The organism is Vibrio sp. E14 (assembly GCF_020515785.1).
GTDB classification, from domain to species: Bacteria; Pseudomonadota; Gammaproteobacteria; order Enterobacterales; family Vibrionaceae; genus Vibrio; species Vibrio diabolicus.
The window spans coordinates 92,748-110,909 of the sequence record NZ_JAHPJI010000006.1 but is presented as its reverse complement, the minus strand read 5'-3'; the positions used below and the strand labels follow the sequence as shown (position 1 = coordinate 110,909).

Sequence of the window (18,162 nt, the reverse complement as noted above, 5' to 3'; positions counted from 1 at the left end):
TTGATCGTCGTCAATGGAACATCAATCTCCCACACCTTTCGATGTTCAAATGACATCGAGTTGCTAGCATGAGCCCATTCCAGATAACTTTGGGCTTGTTATGACACCGAATGTTGACCACGTACTCCTTAATATCGCGCTAAACCTCAGCTCTAATCGCTCTCACGAGCAGCAATATCAAAACCTCATTGATGGGGTCGCGCAAGTATTCCCATGTGATGCTAGTTGCCTGTTTATCTTCGATGAGGATGGGTTTCTGACTCCTGTCGCGGTAAAAGGCTTATCCAGCGCGGTCTTAGGTCGTCGCTATTTCCCCAAAGCGCATCCACGCTTAGATGCCATTATTCATAGCCGCGAACCGGTGCGTTTCGATGCCGATTGTTCACTGCCTGATCCTTTTGACGGCACACTATTAACCGAAGACCAGTGCATTGATGTACACGATTGCATGGGCTTTAGCTTGTATGTGGAAGGCCAACTTGTTGGCGCACTAACTATGGACGCCCTAACGGTGGGCGCGTTTGATGACATTGACCCTGTCGCTATCGAAACCTTGGCGGCTTTGACCGCTGCGACATTGCGTAACATTGCTCAATTAAAAGCGCTCAAAGCACAAAACCAAAAGCAGAAAAGCGTCACTCAAACCCTTATCCAACAAGCCCGTTCCCAACATGGCGAAATGGTAGGCTTGAGCCAGCAGATCAACCAGTTACGAAACAACATTGCGACCGTTGCTCAATCGGATTACGCGGTACTTATCACAGGAGAGACCGGTACTGGTAAAGAACTGGTCGCGCACTCGGTGCACGCGCAATCTCATCGTAGCGATAAGCCGATGATCTACGTCAACTGTGCAGCCCTGCCTGAAGGTCTGGCTGAGAGTGAACTGTTTGGCCATGTCAAAGGCGCATTCACTGGAGCCAATAGCCACCGCGCCGGTAAGTTTGAACTGGCAGACGGCGGAACGATTTTCCTTGATGAAGTGGGCGAACTGCCTTTGATTTTACAGGCAAAATTGCTGCGTGTGATTCAACAAGGCGAGCTGCAACGTGTGGGTAGCGATCAGCATTTGATGGTCAATGTGCGCATCATCGCCGCGACCAATCGACAATTAGAAAAAGAGGTCGAAGCTGGCACGTTTCGAGCAGACCTTTTCCACCGTTTGAACGTGTTCCCAATCCAAGTCCCCCCACTTCGTACCCGTGACGGTGATATTCCCGTTTTAGCCGGATATCTGTTAGAAAAAGTACGCCAACAATTTAATGCGCCCAACCTACACGTTCACCCTAAGGTGTTGACTCAACTGGAGTCTTTACCTTGGTACGGAAACGTACGCGAGCTCGAACACACTTTAACTCGCGCGGCTTTACACGCCATTCAACAAGGCGCGAGCACAATCATGCTTAACCATTTCGACACCTCATTGGCTCTCGATGATGTAAAAAACACATCGCATTATCTGCCTAAAGAAAGCCAACCAATGCGAGAGCTAATAGAAAGCTATCAACGTGATTTAATTGAACATGCTTTAAGCCAAACTGGTGGCGTTTGGGCAAAAGCAGCGGAGTTTTTGCAAATGGATCGCGGAAACTTATATCGAATGGGTAAAAAACTCGGGATCAATAAATAACCAACCACAAGAGGCTGATGTAATCAAGACATCATTTACGTTGTCTTAATTACATCGTCCGCCCTATCAAAAACAAACAAAGCCATTAAAAATCAACAATATAACAATTGGCACGTATTCTGCTCTCTGGTGGTCAACATCACGACTATTAAAACAATCACTGGAGAACCCAATATGTTCTGTATTCAATGTGAACAGACAATTCAAACCCCTGCTGTTAAAGGTTGTTCTTTTGCACAAGGCATGTGTGGCAAAACTTCTGAAGTATCAGACCTACAAGACGTGTTGGTTTACACACTGCAAGGGGTTTCTTTTTGGGCATCAAAAGCACTTGAATTCAATATCATTAACGATGAAATCAACCAATGGGCACCAAAAGCATTTTTCTCTACATTGACGAACGTAAACTTCGACCCTGAACGTGTCCTAGAGCTGACTTCTCAAGCTGCAACGTACAAAGCATTGCTAAAAGAGCAAGTGATGTCTGCAGCCACGCTCGCCGATACCGAAGTCGCTGACATTCCTGCCGTTGCCAACTTCGAGCTACCAAACAGCGCAGAAGCGATCTTAGCTTTTGCTCCTCAAGTCGCGGTTAACCGTGGTAAAGACCAAGTACATGAAGATGTTATTGGCCTACGCCTACTTTGCCTATACGGACTTAAAGGTGCCGCAGCGTACATGGAGCACGCACGTGTTCTTGAGCAAACCAACAACGATATCTATGCCGAATACCATGAAATCATGGCGTGGTTGGGCACAGATCCTGAAGATCTCGGCGAACTACTTGATTGCTCAATGCGCATTGGCCTGATGAACTACAAAGTGATGGAAATGCTCGACCAAGGTGAAACAACGACCTTCGGCCATCCAGAACCAACCACGGTGAACGTCAAGCCAGTAAAAGGCAAATGCATTCTTGTTTCTGGCCATGATTTGCATGACCTAGAAAAAATCCTGCAACAGACTGAAGGCAAAGGCATTAACGTTTACACCAACGGAGAAATGCTGCCTGCACACGGCTACCCTGAGCTGAAGAAATACCCTCATCTCGTCGGTAACTACGGCAGCGCATGGCAAAACCAACAGAAAGAATTCGCAAACTTCCCTGGCGCAATCGTAATGACGTCAAACTGTTTGTTGAATCCAAATGTGGGTCAATACGCAGACCGTCTATTCACCCGTAGTATTGTTGGCTGGCCTGGAGTGGCTCACATTGAAGGCGATGATTTTGGCCAAGTAATTGAATGTGCTCTAGCGCAAGACGGTTTCCAACACGACGAAATCGAACACCATATCACGGTTGGTTTTGGTCGCAATGCACTGATGAACGCCGCCCCTGCGGTTATCGACCAAGTGAAGCAAGGCAACATCAAACACTTCTTCCTAGTCGGTGGTTGTGATGGTGATAAAGCGGAACGTAGCTACTACACCGATTTTACGGCTGAAGCACCAGAAGACACGCTAATCCTGACGTTGGCGTGTGGTAAGTTCCGCTTCAACAAGAATACGTTCGGCGATATCAACGGCATCCCTCGCCTATTGGATGTGGGCCAATGTAACGATGCTTACTCTGCAATCCAGCTTGCACTTGCACTGGCGAAAGAGTTTGACTGTGACATCAATGAACTACCACTCACGCTTGTGCTTTCTTGGTTCGAGCAAAAAGCGATCGTTATCTTGCTAACGCTATTTGCATTGGGCGTGAAAGGCATTTACACAGGCCCTACTGCACCGGCATTCCTAACGCCAAACCTAATCGCCATCATCCAAGAGAAGTTCGATATGCGCAGTATTGGCAATGTTCAGGATGATCTAAAAGCCATCCTAGCAGCCTAATAAACCTACTTGTTACGCGCCTCCTTACGTGGAGGCGCTATCTATTTCGAACCAAAAATAGCCACAACCAAAGAGATTGTTATGTTTTTTGAATGGCAAGGTAACCAGCCCGTCACACTCCGTTGCATCGACAAATACTTCGAAACACACGACACCGTTAGCATTAAGTTGGCTGAGCTAACCGAGTCACTTTTGTTTCAGTTTAAACCTGGCCAGTTTATTAACTTGGGCGTGGAAATTGATGGAAAAATGGAGTTTCGTGCCTATTCAATCAGCTCTATCAATGAAGACGATCACCTTCAACTCACCATCAAACGAGTATCTGGCGGTAAAGTATCGAACTATATCGTTGACTCGCTGCTGCTCGGTGATACCGTTCAAGCATTACCACCAGCGGGCGAATTTAACTGCATTGACCATCCACCCGGTTTACGTGATGGCGAAACAAAAGCCTTGCTTATCAGTGCAGGTTGCGGCGTCACGCCCGTATTTTCGATGGCAAAACACTGGCTGAGTAATCAAGATGAAAACGACAACGATGTGGACATCGCATTTCTTCATATCGCACGCAGCCCAGAAGAGACGATTTACTACGATCAGCTAGAAACGTTCGACGCTGTGTATCCAAACTTCCATTTAAAATTGTTGCTGAAAAACCGCGAAGAAACATCGCATCCACAAGGTCGTTTGAATGCCGATTGGCTTAAAGAGCTTGTTCCTGATTTCAAACAGCGCACCGTTTACCTGTGTGGTCCAAGCCAGTTTATGCAAGATGTTCACGGCTATTTGAATGACCTTGGTTTTGACATGACGAACTTCTACCAAGAGAGTTTTACGCCAGCGACTAGCGCAGAAACATCGATCTCCGATGAAGTTGTTCGTGTTTCTGTTCCTGACTTTGCTCAAACCATCGATGCGCAAAAAGGTCAGGTACTGGCCGATGTGCTTGAAGGCGCAGGTTTACCATTAATCGTCGCTTGTCGCAGCGGCATTTGTGGCTCGTGCAAATGCAAGGTTCGTAAAGGCAGCGTCTCTTCCACCAGCATAGAGACATTAACGCCAGAAGAAATTGAACAAGGCTATGTACTCGCCTGCTCATCAACCATCGAAGCGGATCTTGAAGTGCAGATCGGTTAATGCTGCTGGTATCGATCTTTTATTGTTTCCCGTCATTCCGACGAGCCTAGGCGAGATCAGGAATCTAATATCAGTGTGTTGGGAATAACTCACTCTGAGAATAGACTCTGAATCACACTCGTGTCTCGCTATTCAGATTGACGGGGTATCGCGGAAATGCCAGCCGTACTCAAACGGCTGGTATTATAGATAGGTACAACTTTCGTTTCGTCGTCATTGCTTCTCGCTAAACAACAACACTTTCAATGCTGCTTCGCTGTCTACGTCCATAAACTCTGGCGGGTTATCCAGACGCTCACGGAATGTCAACTCTGGCGCTTCTTCTTTCATGCTTTCAATCAAGAAGTCGCTTGTCACAGATGGCGAGTTCACACATGCCATCACTTGGCCGCCTTCTGCCAACAAATCCGGCAATCGACGTAGAATCTTTTTGTAATCTTTAGTCAGCGCAAAGCTGCCTTTCTGGAATGAAGGCGGATCGATGATAATCAAGTCATACTGACCAGATTTCTTAATCTTACCCCACGATTTAAAGATATCGTGCCCCATAAAGCTTACCTGGTTGATGTTATGACTATTTAGCTTGTGGTTCTCACGACCTTTAGACAACGACGCTTTCGCCATGTCGACGTTAACCACTTTATCTGCGCCACCCGCAATGGCAGCGACAGAAAAGCCACAGGTGTAAGCAAACAAGTTGAGCACGTTTTTATGCTTCGCATTTTCCCGTACCCAATCACGACCGTAGCGCATGTCCAAAAACAGACCGAAATTTTGGTTGCGGCCAATATCCAATTGGTATTTCAAACCGCTTTCTTCAACGACAGGGCGAGCGTCTAATTCACCGACAAGCACTTCTGAAGGCGCTCCATCGGCATAACGGTGCTGAAGAACCATTGTGCGACCTTGCTTATCTGCCCACAGTTGTGATTGTGCCACCGCATTGAGACCGCTTTTCAGCTCAGCGAGAAATGCGTCGTCGACTTCTTTAAACAAGTTGATGATCAACTGACCTTGTAACCAGTCACAGGTAATTTGCTCTAGGCCCTCAAAACGGCGGCCACGACCATGAAACAGTCGACGAATTTCATTCGGAGCTTGCGCGAGCTCGGTTTCTAGATGCTGAAAAAACAGCGGAAGTTGTGATGCTTGCATCGAGTTCTCTTATTAGTTTTCTTTGTGACGATTATTTGATCGTAGGCCAGTTCAGTCCCCAAGGGGAAAGCCAAGTATCCAAACCCTGAGAGACGATTTCACTGTGCCATTTGTTACCAAGCATTTTGTGTTCTCGTGGGTCGCAAACAAAGCGATATTGCTCATCTCGGTATTGGAAGCAAAGTGAAAATGCATGCAGATAACCGCGATCAGCCTCATTGCCTGCATTGTAAATCGGGTCACCAACAATACCTGAGCCAACCGATTTTAATGCCACGCGGATTTGATGCGTTTTACCAGTGTGTGGCTTACATAAAAATAGGCGCTCTCCGGGCTCTGCCGCAAGAGAGAAAAACTGGGTAACGGCTGGGTTATTTTTGCTGTTGACCAGCTTCCATGATGAACGGCGCGAACGCTCCATATCACCAACGACCAAACCTTGTTTCTTTTTCGGCTTTTTAGAGCCAATCGCCAGATAGAACTTTTCCACTTGGCGGTCAGCGAAGGCTTGCGATAACGCACTGGCCGCTTTGGCGTTGCGTCCGAGGAGCAGAATACCCGATGTCATTTTATCCAAGCGATGGATAAGATAAAGCTGCTCATCACCACTCTGCTTAGCCACTTCTTGCAGCAGCATTGTGTCGCCATCGTCTTTATGAACAGAGACGTTGGGATGCTTATTGATGATCAGAAAATCGGGATGGGTATGTAGAATATCGAACATAAAAAACTGGCTCCACGTTTGGAGCCAGCAGTATACATAAGTTATCGGACAAAGCTATCGAGGCTTGCCCCAAGGCCTGAGCTAGAGCTTTCTAGAGAAAATACCAGCAAGACCAATGATTGCGATACCCAGCAGCATGATTTCACCTTTGCCACTGTCAAAGCCAGACTTAATCCCCATGAAGGCAACAATAGCGATCGCAACAGGAATCAAGTATTTAACTAGGTTGTACCACAATCCAAATAGCGGGAAGGATACTTCGCCGTCATTAGTGATCTCTTTTTCTAGCTCAGCACGGCTTAGGCGCCATCCTGCAAAGATACAAACCAACATACCACCAACCGCTAAGAAGATTTTGTCCGTTAGCAAGTCGAAGATATCAAAGGCACCGGTACCGAACAGCGTTGGTCCCATTCCACCTAACGATAGTGACGCAAAAATACATAATGCAGCCATAACTGCACTTGCAGACAGAACAGCGTTAGAGCGCTTCATGCCTTTCTCATCGATTAGGTAAGACACGACAACTTCCAATAGTGAGACTGAAGAAGTTAATGCCGCCACCGTCAAGCCGATGAAAAATAGCAACGCGAATAGCAACCCAATCACACCGCCCATTTCAGCAAATAGTTGAGGAACGACAACGAATACAAGACCAGGGCCTGCCGCAGGCTCCATGCCAAAGGCAAACATAGCTGGGAACATAGCAACACCAGCAAGAATCGCTACACCTGTATCCATCGCAGTAACCATACCGGTTGTTTGAACTAGGTTCTCTTTCTTCTTCAGGTAAGAACCGTACGTCATCATACAGCCCATACCTAAGCTAAGTGAGAAGAACGCCTGCCCTAGTGCAGCAAGAACCACATTGCTATCGACTTTAGAAAAGTCCGGCATGAATAAGAACTCAAGGCCAGCCATTGCACCTGGCAGCATCAAGCCTTTAACAGAAACAACGATTAGGATTAAGAACAGAAGCGGCATCAGAACCTTACCGGCTTTCTCAATACCACCCGAAATCCCTTTCATCACAATCATGACGTTAAGGAACAGGTAAACACCCATCCACATTAAAGGTTGAACCGGATCTGAGATGAAACCGCCAAAGCTGTCGCCAATTGCTTCTGGCGCGCTGAGTAGACCACCGCCCACTTTAAAGATGTAGGCCAATGCCCAACCACCAACCACTGGGTAGAAACCCATGATCAAAAGACCACTAAAGACTCCCATGACGCCAGTGAACGTCCAGCGTCGGTCAGTTGTTTTGAATGCACCTACGGCAGAAAGACCTGTCTTACGACCAATAGCGAACTCTGTCAGCATCACGCTAAAGCCGATAAAAATTACAAAGATAAGATAGATAGCAACGAATGCACCGCCGCCACTCTCACCTGCTGTGTAAGGGAATTTCCATATATTGCCTAAACCGACAGCGGAACCCGCTGCTGCCATTACGAAGCCTAGTTTAGACCCCCACGTATCACGTGGTGCTGCTGTATTAGTTGTAGCCACGCTTTTTCTCCAAAATTAGTTTGTTGTGTATGCATAGAGATAGGCGTCTAAAAAGTTTATGTAAAAATTATTGTACACTTATAAAATAAGCGTTCGACGCACTATGTCTAGAAAGTAAAGCAGCTCCCCTTTAAAATTGGAACCCCAAAAAAGTACATTTATCGCACAAGTGTCGAGTTACGCAGGTTAAATGCTGCTTTTTTGTTCAAAAGTTAAAGAATGACCTTATTTTTCACATTAAAATAACAGAATCAGCTGTTATGAAATTCGTTCCTCATATAAGGTCAATCCCACGTCTAAATGGGAAATCTATTCCCCCAACCCACTTTTATGCTTAATATCCTAGAAGGGCATATTACTCTGAGCGTATATGGACAAGTTTTATCACTTTCTTACTTTAGCTGGCATCGGGCTATATTGGTTACTGGTCGCAGGTGTGACCATTCGTGTCGTTTTAAAGCGCCGTGCAGTGAGCGTGTCTTTAGCTTGGCTAATGATCATTTATATCCTTCCCGTTCTGGGTGTCGCGTGTTATTTCCTCTTCGGTGAACTGAACTTAGGCAGAAAACGGGCCGAACGCGCAAAAGAGATGTTTACACCATTCGAGAAGTGGTTCAGTCAGTTGAACGACTGTAACGCGCACAACCCAGAAACGATGGGAAGGCACATCTACCGAATTGATGAACTTTGTAACAACCGCCTTGGTCTTCCCGCATTGAGCGGTAATACATTGTCGCTGCAACAGTCACCTAATGAGATTTTGCATTCCATTATTGAAGACATCGAAAACGCGCAGAGCAGTATTCGAATGGTATTCTACATTTGGCATCCAGGTGGTTTGGCTGACTCTGTCGCTTCTGCACTTATCCAAGCGGCTAAACGCGGCGTAGATGTCAAACTATTGCTCGATTCAGCAGGTAGTCCACGTTTTTTCAGAAGTCCTTGGTATCGAATGATGCAGGATGCTGGAATTGAAGTTATTCAAGCGCTAGAAGTGAAGATGTGGCGTATTTTCTTACGTCGTCTTGATCTTCGCCAACATCGCAAGATCATCGTAATTGATGATGAAATTGCTTATACAGGTTCAATGAACTTGGTTGACCCGGCTTACTTCAAACAAAACAGTGGCGTCGGGCATTGGGTGGACATCATGGTTCGCATTACGGGACCAACGGTAAACGTATTGAGTGCTATCCACTGTTGGGATTGGGAAGTCGAAACTGGCGAACGTCATTTACCGAGACTACCTGAATGCAAGATCGATGAGAGTGAATTCCAACACCCTATTCAGGTTGTGCCTTCTGGCCCTGGTATGCCGGAATATCTGATCTATCAAGTATTAACATTGGCAATCAACCAAGCCAATCGCTCGGTACGAATTACAACGCCATATTTCGTGCCCAATGCAGACTTACTTGAAACGTTAAAGATGACAGCACAACGAGGCATTGATGTTGAACTCATTATTCCACATAAAAATGACTCAATGATGGTGCAATGGGCGTCACGCGCTTTTTATAGTGAGCTTTTGTGTGCAGGAGTCAAAATCTATGAGTTTTACGGTGGTTTGCTGCATACGAAATCCGTCGTAATTGACGACCAATTCTGTTTAGTTGGCACCGTAAACATGGATATGCGCAGCTTGTGGCTGAACTTCGAAGTTACCCTCGCCGTTGACGACGAAGAGTTCACGAAGCAAATGTCTTGGTTACAAGATAGCTATATTAAGCAATCTCACACTGTTGTATTGGAAGAATGGGAGAAAAGAAGTCTATTTTCTCGATTCTTAGAGCGAGTATTCTATCTCTTCAATCCACTCCTCTAATACCTCAAATACACCGACTAAAAAAACCTCCAGCGCTTCAAACATCTTGCCGGAGGTTTGTTCTACTTACGTTTTTCACCTTAGCGATACACTCTAAGCCTACAACTCAACCTTTCAGCTTTGACGCCTTCACTCGATAATCTCGGCTATTATTGGGTGATAGTTGACTTTTCCCTTGCAAACGTTATGTCGTCCATGTTTTAAATAATCAAAATCGTAATATTTAAGACAGGGAACTTTTATGTCAGAGGGCAAAAAAACCAAGCTCATTACCGCTGGCCGCGATAAAAAGTGGACAAACGGTGTTGTAAACCCACCCGTTCAACGCGCTTCAACCGTGGTATTCAACACGGTTGCAGAGAAGAACCAAGCCACCATGAACCGCACCAATAAAACATTATTTTATGGTCGCCGTGGCACCAACACGCACTTCGCTTTTCAAGATGCAATGGTTGAGATTGAAGGTGGATCAGGTTGTGCTCTCTACCCTTGTGGCACGGCAGCAATTTCAAATGCGATTCTCTCTTTCGTCGAAACTGGCGATCACATTCTGATGGTGGACACTTGTTACGAACCAACTCGTGATTTTTGTAATACCATCATGAAGAAAATGGGCATCGAAACTACCTATTATGATCCAATGATTGGAGAAGGTATTCGTGATTTGATTCAACCAAATACCAAAGTCCTTTTCCTAGAATCTCCGGGGTCAGTCACAATGGAGGTGCAGGACGTACCAACATTGGCGCGCATTGCTCACGAGCACGATATTATTGTGATGCTTGATAACACATGGGGAGCTGGCGTGAACTTCTCACCATTTGAACATGGTGTCGATATTTCCATTCAAGCCGCCACCAAATACATAGTTGGTCACTCTGATGTAATGTTAGGTACAGCGGTAGCTTCCGAAAAATACTGGCCCCAACTGCGTGAACAAAGCTACTTGATGGGCCAATGCGTTTCTCCTGACGACGCATACCTAGGCCTTCGTGGTATTCGCACGCTGGATGTTCGCCTAAGACAACACGCAGAAAGTAGCTTGAAAGTCGCCAAGTGGCTGACTTCTCGTCCGGAAGTTGATCATGTCCGCCATCCAGCTTTGGAATCATGCCCTGGGCATGAGTTTTTCAAACGCGATTTCACTGGCGGAAACGGCTTATTTTCATTTGTTCTCAAAACGTCTTATCCAAAAGCGACGACGGCTCTGCTTGATGGTATGAAACACTTCAGTATGGGTTATTCTTGGGGCGGGTATGAAAGCCTCATTCTAGCTAACGAACCAAAGAGCTTTAACAGCTTGAGAACCGTAGCGCACCCACACTTTGAGGGCACTTTAGTTCGAATTCATATTGGCTTAGAAGACGTGGATGACTTGATCGCCGATCTAGAGGCTGGTTTTGCACGCTATAACGCGTTAATTTTAGAAAAAGAAGTCTCTCTAAAATAGTAATTGAATCGCCCTGCTTCGCGGGGCGTCTTCATAACTTGCTGACTTAATTAGAATTACCTAACATTCCCATCACCTATTCGTTAATGTTAATCATTTGTGTTGTTTTTCAATTGAGCAGTCACAGAATGAAATAATGTGCCACAAATAGGCTTTCCAAATTTAGAGTTTCTCTCCTACTTTTTATCATTCATAAGAGGTCATACCACAAGGAGATAGTTTTGAAACTCAAATTCATAGCGCTAATGCTTTTTACCTTAATTACCGTCCCAATAACCTCCGTACACGCCGCAACGGGTTATACCCAAACCAAGTATCCGATTGTTCTGGTTCATGGATTATTTGGTTTTGATACCCTCGCAGGCGTAGATTACTTTTTCGGAATACCACATTCCTTAACGAAAGACGGCGCTAAAGTTTATGTAGCGCAGGTATCCGCGACCAACAGCAGCGAAGTTAGAGGGGAGCAACTGCTTGCTCAAGTAGAAACCTTACTTGCTGCAACAGGCGCAGAGAAAGTCAATCTCATCGGTCACAGTCATGGTGGTCCAACAACGCGCTACGTCGCCTCTGTCCGTCCTGACCTAGTCGCATCAGTTACGAGTATCGGTGGCGTTAATAAAGGGTCTAAAGTGGCAGATTTAGTTCGTGGCACCGTATCTGAGGGCTCTGGTAGCGAGCAGCTCGCGGTAAAACTGGCGCAAGGCTTAACCACTCTTATTAATCTTCTATCAGGCGGTTCTGATCTCGACCAAGACCCTTTGGCCTCATTAGCAGCCTTGACCACGGAAGGATCATTGGCGTTTAACCAGCACTACCCAGAGGGAGTGCCTACTAGCGAATGTGGTAATGGCGACTTGCTAGCTTCAAATGGCGTTTATTACTACTCATGGACCGGATCATCCACTTTTACAAACGTTTTCGATCCGACTGACGCTGCCATGATGGTACTTGGCTTAGCCTTTGATGGGCCAAATGATGGCTTAGTTGGTGCGTGCAGCACACATTTAGGCAAAGTCATACGTGATGATTATCAAATGAACCATTTGGATGAAATTAACGGTCTACTCGGTATTCATCATCTTTTTGAAACCGATCCAGTCACGCTTTATCGCCAACATGCAAATCGTCTCAAACTTCAAGGTTTATAAGAGGTCATCACAATGAAGAAAGTCGCTCTCACCACTTTTATCCTGCTCTCAATATTTGGCATGGGAGCGCTTTCTCTATTGCAAAGCGACAAACAACAAGAGATAACCTCTAGCCATTCGCAATCTCAGCAAGACATAGCCGCCGATGTCTCTTCCCCAAAAGACTTCTTCGAATATTCTCTTAGCCGGCTGGGCGAAGAAGAGCTCGATACGATCAAAGCGGAAGTCAATGATGACACTTTAGCAAAACAAACACTGAATATTGATGCCAAACTCTTCCAGACCTACGTTTCCTACAAGCAAGCGCTCTCTGCATTAGAGCCTTTTGAGCATAACCAACTAACAATTGAACAGTTAACCATGTTGAATGAAGCGATACTGAATTTACAGCTTCAATACTTTAACGAGGCCCAGATAGCTCAATTGTTTGACGAAGAAAACCGACTTCGCCAACTTGCATTGGAAAAGCTGACGATTAAAAAACAGGCATCGGATATCGAGAGTCAGACACACCTTCTCAATCAAGCGTTATCAGAACAACCAGATTACATCCGAGAGAGTGAACGCAATAACGCATTAGCGGAGCAACTCGAGCGAGCTTCTCAGCTTGATTCACAAGACAAGTACATCGCCCGTGTTGCACTGGTGGGAGATGCCGGAGCGCAGAGACTGCAAAAGCTTGATGAGCAAAGAGCATCATTTGAGACTCAACTCACCACTTACTTAAAACAGCGTCAAGATATTCTTAATAGAGATTTTCTAGGGCAAGACGAAAAACAGGCAGAAATCATTGCTTTAAGAAAACAAAGCTTCGATGCCACTCAATGGCGTCGAATCGAAGCTTTGGAACGTATTCATGATAGCCAGAACTAACAACATAAACTTAATAAGCCAAACGTTACTTATTCTGCTTTTTAGGACATCCAACGATATGGTCATCCACCATGCCGACGGCTTGCATGAAAGCATAACAGATGGTTTCACCGACAAACTTGAAGCCTTTCTTTTTTAGGAATTTACTCATGGCTTTGGATTGCTCTGTCGAAGCTGGTACGTCACTCATATGTTGCCATTGATTGACGATTGGTTCGCCGTCCACGAACTGCCACAACGCGTCTGATAAACTCCCGTATTCAGCAATTAACGCTTTGGCCGCTTTGGCATTACTGAATACCGAGTTAATCTTTCCGCGATGTCTCACAACATCGAAGTTTTCCACGATGTATTCAGCGTGTTCTTCATTTCTTTGTTCCAACGCATCTAGATCGTAATTCTCGAACGCTTCTCTGTAACCTTCGCGCTTTTTAAGAATGGTGATCCAACTAAGTCCAGCTTGCGCACCTTCCAAAGTAATAAATTCAAACAGGACTTGGTCGTCATATACTGGTACGCCCCATTCGGAATCATGATATTCGCGCTCTAATGGGTGATTCATCGCCCACGCACACGTTTTTTGTTCTGTCATTATTCTTCCTTAAAAAGCGCCTCTAACTGATGAGCTAGAGGCGCGATGTTTTTCATCATTATATCAGTAGCACTAAGCCTGTTTCGGTACTGCCACTTTATGGAACAAACGATACAACACTGGCACGACAATCAGTGTCAGGACTGTCGCAAAACCCAAACCAAACATAATCGTAACCGCCATTGGTTTGAAGAAAATATCTGGCAACAGTGGGATCATACCAAGGATCGTCGTGATAGCTGCCATACAAACGGGACGGACGCGACTTACCGCTGCATCAACGACCGCATCATAAGCCTCTTTACCGGACTTCATTTCTATTTCAATTTGGTCCAGTAATACGATGCCATTTTTGAGCACCATTCCCGATAAGCTTAAGAAGCCGAGCAATGCCATAAAACCAAACGGCGTGTTGAGTGCCAACAAACCGGTGGTGACACCAATTAACGCCAGCGGCACGGTAAGCCAAACAATGAGTGGCTCTTTGATAGAGTTAAATAGGAATACAGTGATCAAGAACATGAACAAGTACCCCATTGGCATGGTAGTAAACAGCGACTCTTGAGCATCACCTGAAGATTCGTACTCACCACCCCACTCTAGTGAATAGCCAGGAGGCATTTGAATCGCTTCGATTTGGGGCTGTAAACGTTTTTGCAACGTCGATGCGGTTTCTTCACCAAGAATATCAGGGTCTGCCATCACAGTGAGCATACGCTTACGGTTCTTACGTACGATGATAGGATCCTCCCAACGCATGTCGTAACCCATTGTGACTTGTTGAAGTGGGATAAACTCACTCTGTGCTGGACTCCATATTTTCATGCCTTCAATGTTACGAATATCGATGCGTTCATCTTCAGGTAAGCGAGCCACGATAGGCATGAGCGTCGTGCCGTCTCGGTAAAGGCCTATCGTCATTCCAGAGAATGACATGGACAAGAAGTCATCGACATCTGATTTTGTAATGCCATAGCGACGTGCCTGACTCTCATTAAACTGAGGCTCAAGAACTTGGGTTCGTTCACGCCAATCATGCCTGATATTTGTTGCCTGAGGATCGGCGTACATGATGTCCTTGACCTGAGCGGCTATCGTACGAAGGACGGTTGGATCAGAGCCAATAATGCGCGCTTCAATTTTTGCACCACCACCTGGACCTAACTCAATCTGTTTGAGCTTGTAATTGATTTCTGGGTAGTTGGCTTTTAAATACTTTCGAAACTTCGCCATTAATGGTTTCAACGCTTCGTAATTTTCCATACGAGTGGTTATCTCACCATAAGCCGCATAACTTTTCTCGGGCGCGTACGTTAACATGAAGCGCTGTAAGCCTTTACCCGCGGTCGTCGTGATATGGTCAACATGCTCTTGCTTAGCTAACCAACTTTCTAACTCTTTAAGCGTTGTGTTGGTTGCTCGAATATCAGTTCCTTCTGGCATCCATACATCTAACTGAAAAATCGGCGTTGTCGAAGATGGGAAAAACGCTTGCTTCACAAAGGTGAACCCGTAAACACTTGCCGCTAATCCCGCAATCAGCACCACAACGGTAAACCAAGCACGACGCATACAAAACTGAAGAAACTTTTTATAAATAACGAAAATAACCCCGTTATATGGATCATTTTCTTCCCCTTCACCTTGTTTAATCTTCTGGCCTTTAAAGAAGATGTCAGCAAAGAATGGTGTCAACGAGATAGCGGTAAACCAACTCAACATCAATGAGATCAGCAGAACCGTAAACAAAGTGCCACAGTATTCACCCGTCGAGTCTTCAGACAGTCCAATGGGCGCAAATGCAGTTACCGCAATCACAGTTGCCCCAAGTAATGGCCACTTGGTTTGGGTAACGATATCAGTCGCCGCTTGGAGTCGAGTTCGCCCTTTTTGGGTACCAATCAAAATCCCCTCAACCACGACGATTGCATTGTCCACCAGCATACCTAACGCGATAACCAAAGCACCTAATGAAATCCGCTGCAAATCTATCGCGAGATACTTCATGAAAATGAACGTACCCAACACCGTCAGCAGTAAAATTAAACCGATAAGCAGACCTGAACGTAGCCCCATAAAGAACAGAAGTACGATAATGACGATACCGACAGCTTGAGCTAAGCTGACAACAAAACCGCTAACCGATTTATCCACTTCTTTAGGCTGACTGTAAATTTCCGAGATTTCGATACCAACAGGTTGTTGGTACTTTAGCTCTGCAAGGCGATGATCAAACGCTTTTCCGACTTCAACGACGTTGACGCCTTCAGCAAAAGAAACCCCCACGTTTAGTGCGAGGCTGCCGTTAAAATTAATAATATTATTCGGGACTTCTACATAGCCACGTTTTATTTCCGCCACATCTTTCAAGAAGATGAGCCCCTGAGCACCCGACTCAGTAATCAACAAATCGCCTAGCTCATCCACACTCTGGAATTCGCCAGTCGGCTGAATTCTGATGTACTCATCACCAATTCTGATCGCCCCTGCGTCAGAAACCACGTTTTGCGTCGAGAGGAGATTAAAGACCGTATCGGGAGAAAGTCCTATACTGCTCAGCTTTTTCATCGATACTTCGATGAAAACTTGCTCTTGCTGTTGCCCGGATACCGAAACTTTACTCACGCCATTAACCAGTTCGAGCTCTCGGCGTAAGTAATCGACGTAATCCAGTAGCTCCTTATAGCTATAACCGTCGCCAGTCACCGCTAACAAAATCCCGTAAACATCACCAAAATCATCGATCACTTGAGGTTCATTCACACCCGGAGGCAACGTCCCTTTAAGGTCATTCACTTTACGGCGTAACTCATCCCAGATTTGTGGCAGATCATCAGGGCCATAATTGTTCTTCATCGTGACCGTGATTTGCGATAATCCTCGGCTGGAAATCGAATTCACTTCATCAACATAAGTAAGCTGCTGAATCGCTTTTTCGATCGGATAAGTCACTTCTTCTTCGACTTGTTGCGGCGTCGCACCAGGATAAGAGGTCACCACCATTGCATCTTTGATGGTAAAAGCAGGGTCTTCAAGACGCCCTAACCCAAAGAATGCAGCGATACCACCAATCAAAAAGATCAGTGCGACCATCCAACTGATGACACGATTTCGGATGAAGTACGCAGCAATACCGGTCACATCATCATCACTTTGAGGCGCTGATTTATTAAGATCGCTCATAGACCGGCCTCCTGCGTAGCCATTTCCTGTATCACTTCCACTTTCATGCCATCCCTTAACCGAGAAACACCGGCAATCACAACTTTGTCTTTGAGCATGAGACCATCAAGGATTTGAATGGACGTTTTAGATGCTTTACCTGCTCGCACCTGTCTGCGCGATACCGTGTTGTCATCATTCAGTACCCAAACAAATTTGTTTTCCCGCCCCAGCTCGTCACCGTCCGCATTGAAAATGGCTTCAATAGGAACATTAATTCCTAAATTGAGATCCAAGCCAACGTTCTTATCTTTGGAGGTCACCTCAACTGCCATCCCATCTAGGATGTATTCATCTTCCGGCATAGGAAGCGATAACGTGACGGTAAACGTACCTGTTGTTGGGTCTGGCTCAGTCGTAAATTCTTTCACGGTCGCGTTGTACTCGTTACCACTAGGCACGCGCACCAAGGCCTTTATCGCGGTAAGTCTTTCTTCCGTTGGCGGTTGGTTAACATAGAGCCGGTCTGGAAGTTGAATCAGCACCTCAACTCGCTCCAAACTATGAATATTGACGATATGCTGTCCGACTTGGACATTTTCGAATTGCTCGATATTAACTCGCGAAATGATCCCATCCACAGGCGCCTTTAAGGCAGTAAATGATAAACGGAGTTTCGCTAACTTAAGCTCAGCCAGAGCGATTTGTCGTTGTGCTGCAATTTCATCAAACTGAGACTTAGCTAATAGACCTTTATCAACCAAAGGACGTGAACGGCGATACTGACTGTCAACAACAGAAAAACGCGCACTCGCATTATCTACATCCAACTCATAGTCCGTAGGGTCCAACGTTGCGATAACATCACCCTTCGTGACTTTATCGCCCTCTTTTACCATGATGCGGCTGACTTCTCCTGTCACTCGGAAACTCAAATGAGAGCGATCCGCTGCATTCGCAACCGCAGGGAAATATAAGTTGTCATCCACCTTATTTCCCGCTAATGAGGTAACTCTTACACGCGGTGTCTCAAGAGCTTTTTCTGGTGCCTTATCGCCACAACCAACAAGAAGAAACGTTGAAAATAATGCCGCTAGAGAGATGATTCCTTTCAT

The 18,162-nt window shown here is 45.7% G+C and carries 13 protein-coding genes; 7 read left to right on the top strand and 6 right to left on the bottom strand.

Annotated features, from left to right (window positions below):
* The first annotated feature begins 100 nt into the window (after window positions 1-100).
* The 3 genes from norR (at window position 101) to LIX84_RS16835 (ending at window position 4,603) form a co-directional block, all read left to right on the top strand.
* Entirely contained in the window at window positions 101-1,630 is a 1,530-nt protein-coding gene (gene norR, locus LIX84_RS16845; RefSeq protein WP_226421798.1) for a nitric oxide reductase transcriptional regulator NorR, read from the top strand.
* Window positions 1,631-1,804: 174 nt separating this feature from the next.
* Window positions 1,805-3,466 (top strand): hydroxylamine reductase, encoded by a 1,662-nt coding sequence (gene hcp, locus LIX84_RS16840; RefSeq protein ID WP_226421797.1) that lies wholly within the window; start codon window positions 1,805-1,807, stop codon window positions 3,464-3,466.
* Between the two features lie 81 nt (window positions 3,467-3,547).
* Entirely contained in the window at window positions 3,548-4,603 is a 1,056-nt protein-coding gene (locus LIX84_RS16835; RefSeq protein WP_226421796.1) for a hybrid-cluster NAD(P)-dependent oxidoreductase, read from the top strand.
* 213 nt (window positions 4,604-4,816) lie between these two features.
* On the opposite strand, the gene LIX84_RS16830 is transcribed toward LIX84_RS16835, so the two are convergent.
* The 3 genes from LIX84_RS16830 to LIX84_RS16820 all read right to left on the bottom strand — a co-directional run bounded on the left by LIX84_RS16830 (window position 4,817) and on the right by LIX84_RS16820 (window position 7,934).
* Entirely contained in the window at window positions 4,817-5,758 is a 942-nt protein-coding gene (locus tag LIX84_RS16830) for a class I SAM-dependent methyltransferase (RefSeq protein ID WP_226421795.1), read from the bottom strand.
* A 31-nt stretch (window positions 5,759-5,789) separates the two neighbouring features.
* Window positions 5,790-6,482, bottom strand: a complete 693-nt coding sequence (locus LIX84_RS16825; protein ID WP_226421794.1) for a TIGR01621 family pseudouridine synthase — start codon at window positions 6,480-6,482, stop codon at window positions 5,790-5,792.
* Between the two features lie 81 nt (window positions 6,483-6,563).
* The gene (locus LIX84_RS16820; protein ID WP_230417936.1) at window positions 6,564-7,934 is read right to left on the bottom strand and encodes a sodium-dependent transporter; all 1,371 of its coding nucleotides are present in this window, start codon (window positions 7,932-7,934) and stop codon (window positions 6,564-6,566) included.
* Window positions 7,935-8,364: 430 nt separating this feature from the next.
* Between LIX84_RS16820 and cls the strand changes: the two genes are divergently transcribed.
* The 4 genes from cls to LIX84_RS16800 all read left to right on the top strand — a co-directional run bounded on the left by cls (window position 8,365) and on the right by LIX84_RS16800 (window position 13,293).
* Complete coding sequence (gene cls, locus LIX84_RS16815) at window positions 8,365-9,819, top strand: cardiolipin synthase (RefSeq protein WP_005393277.1); 1,455 nt, start codon at window positions 8,365-8,367, stop codon at window positions 9,817-9,819.
* Window positions 9,820-10,060: 241 nt separating this feature from the next.
* Window positions 10,061-11,269 carry a cystathionine beta-lyase gene (locus LIX84_RS16810; RefSeq protein ID WP_046874796.1) on the top strand — a complete coding sequence of 403 codons (1,209 nt, stop codon included), beginning with the start codon at window positions 10,061-10,063 and terminating at the stop codon, window positions 11,267-11,269.
* A 221-nt stretch (window positions 11,270-11,490) separates the two neighbouring features.
* Window positions 11,491-12,420, top strand: coding sequence for an esterase/lipase family protein (locus LIX84_RS16805; RefSeq protein WP_025998621.1), 930 nt, complete (start codon window positions 11,491-11,493; stop codon window positions 12,418-12,420).
* 12 nt (window positions 12,421-12,432) lie between these two features.
* Window positions 12,433-13,293: a lipase secretion chaperone gene (locus tag LIX84_RS16800; RefSeq protein ID WP_226421792.1), complete on the top strand. Its 861-nt coding sequence runs from the start codon at window positions 12,433-12,435 to the stop codon at window positions 13,291-13,293.
* Window positions 13,294-13,318: 25 nt separating this feature from the next.
* Here the strand turns inward: LIX84_RS16800 and LIX84_RS16795 are convergent, their stop codons facing one another.
* The 3 genes from LIX84_RS16795 to LIX84_RS16785 form a co-directional block, all read right to left on the bottom strand.
* The gene (locus LIX84_RS16795; RefSeq protein ID WP_046874794.1) at window positions 13,319-13,885 is read right to left on the bottom strand and encodes a DNA-3-methyladenine glycosylase I; all 567 of its coding nucleotides are present in this window, start codon (window positions 13,883-13,885) and stop codon (window positions 13,319-13,321) included.
* Window positions 13,886-13,957: 72 nt separating this feature from the next.
* On the bottom strand, window positions 13,958-17,068 hold the full coding sequence (gene vmeI / locus LIX84_RS16790; RefSeq protein ID WP_226421791.1) for an efflux RND transporter permease subunit VmeI: 3,111 nt from the start codon (window positions 17,066-17,068) through the stop codon (window positions 13,958-13,960).
* Window positions 17,065-18,162 (bottom strand): efflux RND transporter periplasmic adaptor subunit, encoded by a 1,098-nt coding sequence (locus LIX84_RS16785; RefSeq protein ID WP_226421790.1) that lies wholly within the window; start codon window positions 18,160-18,162, stop codon window positions 17,065-17,067. Before LIX84_RS16785 ends, vmeI begins: the two co-directional genes overlap by 4 nt.

Excerpts from the sequence above, each read along its gene's own strand:
- norR (WP_226421798.1), top strand. The coding sequence starts at position 101 with ATGACACCGAATGTTGACCACGTACTCCTTAATATCGCGCTAAACCTC.
- hcp (WP_226421797.1), top strand. The coding sequence starts at position 1,805 with ATGTTCTGTATTCAATGTGAACAGACAATTCAAACCCCTGCTGTTAAA.
- LIX84_RS16835 (WP_226421796.1), top strand. The coding sequence starts at position 3,548 with ATGTTTTTTGAATGGCAAGGTAACCAGCCCGTCACACTCCGTTGCATC.
- LIX84_RS16830 (WP_226421795.1), bottom strand. The coding sequence starts at position 5,758 with ATGCAAGCATCACAACTTCCGCTGTTTTTTCAGCATCTAGAAACCGAG.
- LIX84_RS16825 (WP_226421794.1), bottom strand. The coding sequence starts at position 6,482 with ATGTTCGATATTCTACATACCCATCCCGATTTTCTGATCATCAATAAG.
- LIX84_RS16820 (WP_230417936.1), bottom strand. The coding sequence starts at position 7,934 with ATGGCAGCAGCGGGTTCCGCTGTCGGTTTAGGCAATATATGGAAATTC.
- cls (WP_005393277.1), top strand. The coding sequence starts at position 8,365 with ATGGACAAGTTTTATCACTTTCTTACTTTAGCTGGCATCGGGCTATAT.
- LIX84_RS16810 (WP_046874796.1), top strand. The coding sequence starts at position 10,061 with ATGTCAGAGGGCAAAAAAACCAAGCTCATTACCGCTGGCCGCGATAAA.
- LIX84_RS16800 (WP_226421792.1), top strand. The coding sequence starts at position 12,433 with ATGAAGAAAGTCGCTCTCACCACTTTTATCCTGCTCTCAATATTTGGC.
- LIX84_RS16795 (WP_046874794.1), bottom strand. The coding sequence starts at position 13,885 with ATGACAGAACAAAAAACGTGTGCGTGGGCGATGAATCACCCATTAGAG.
- vmeI (WP_226421791.1), bottom strand. The coding sequence starts at position 17,068 with ATGAGCGATCTTAATAAATCAGCGCCTCAAAGTGATGATGATGTGACC.
- LIX84_RS16785 (WP_226421790.1), bottom strand. The coding sequence starts at position 18,162 with ATGAAAGGAATCATCTCTCTAGCGGCATTATTTTCAACGTTTCTTCTT.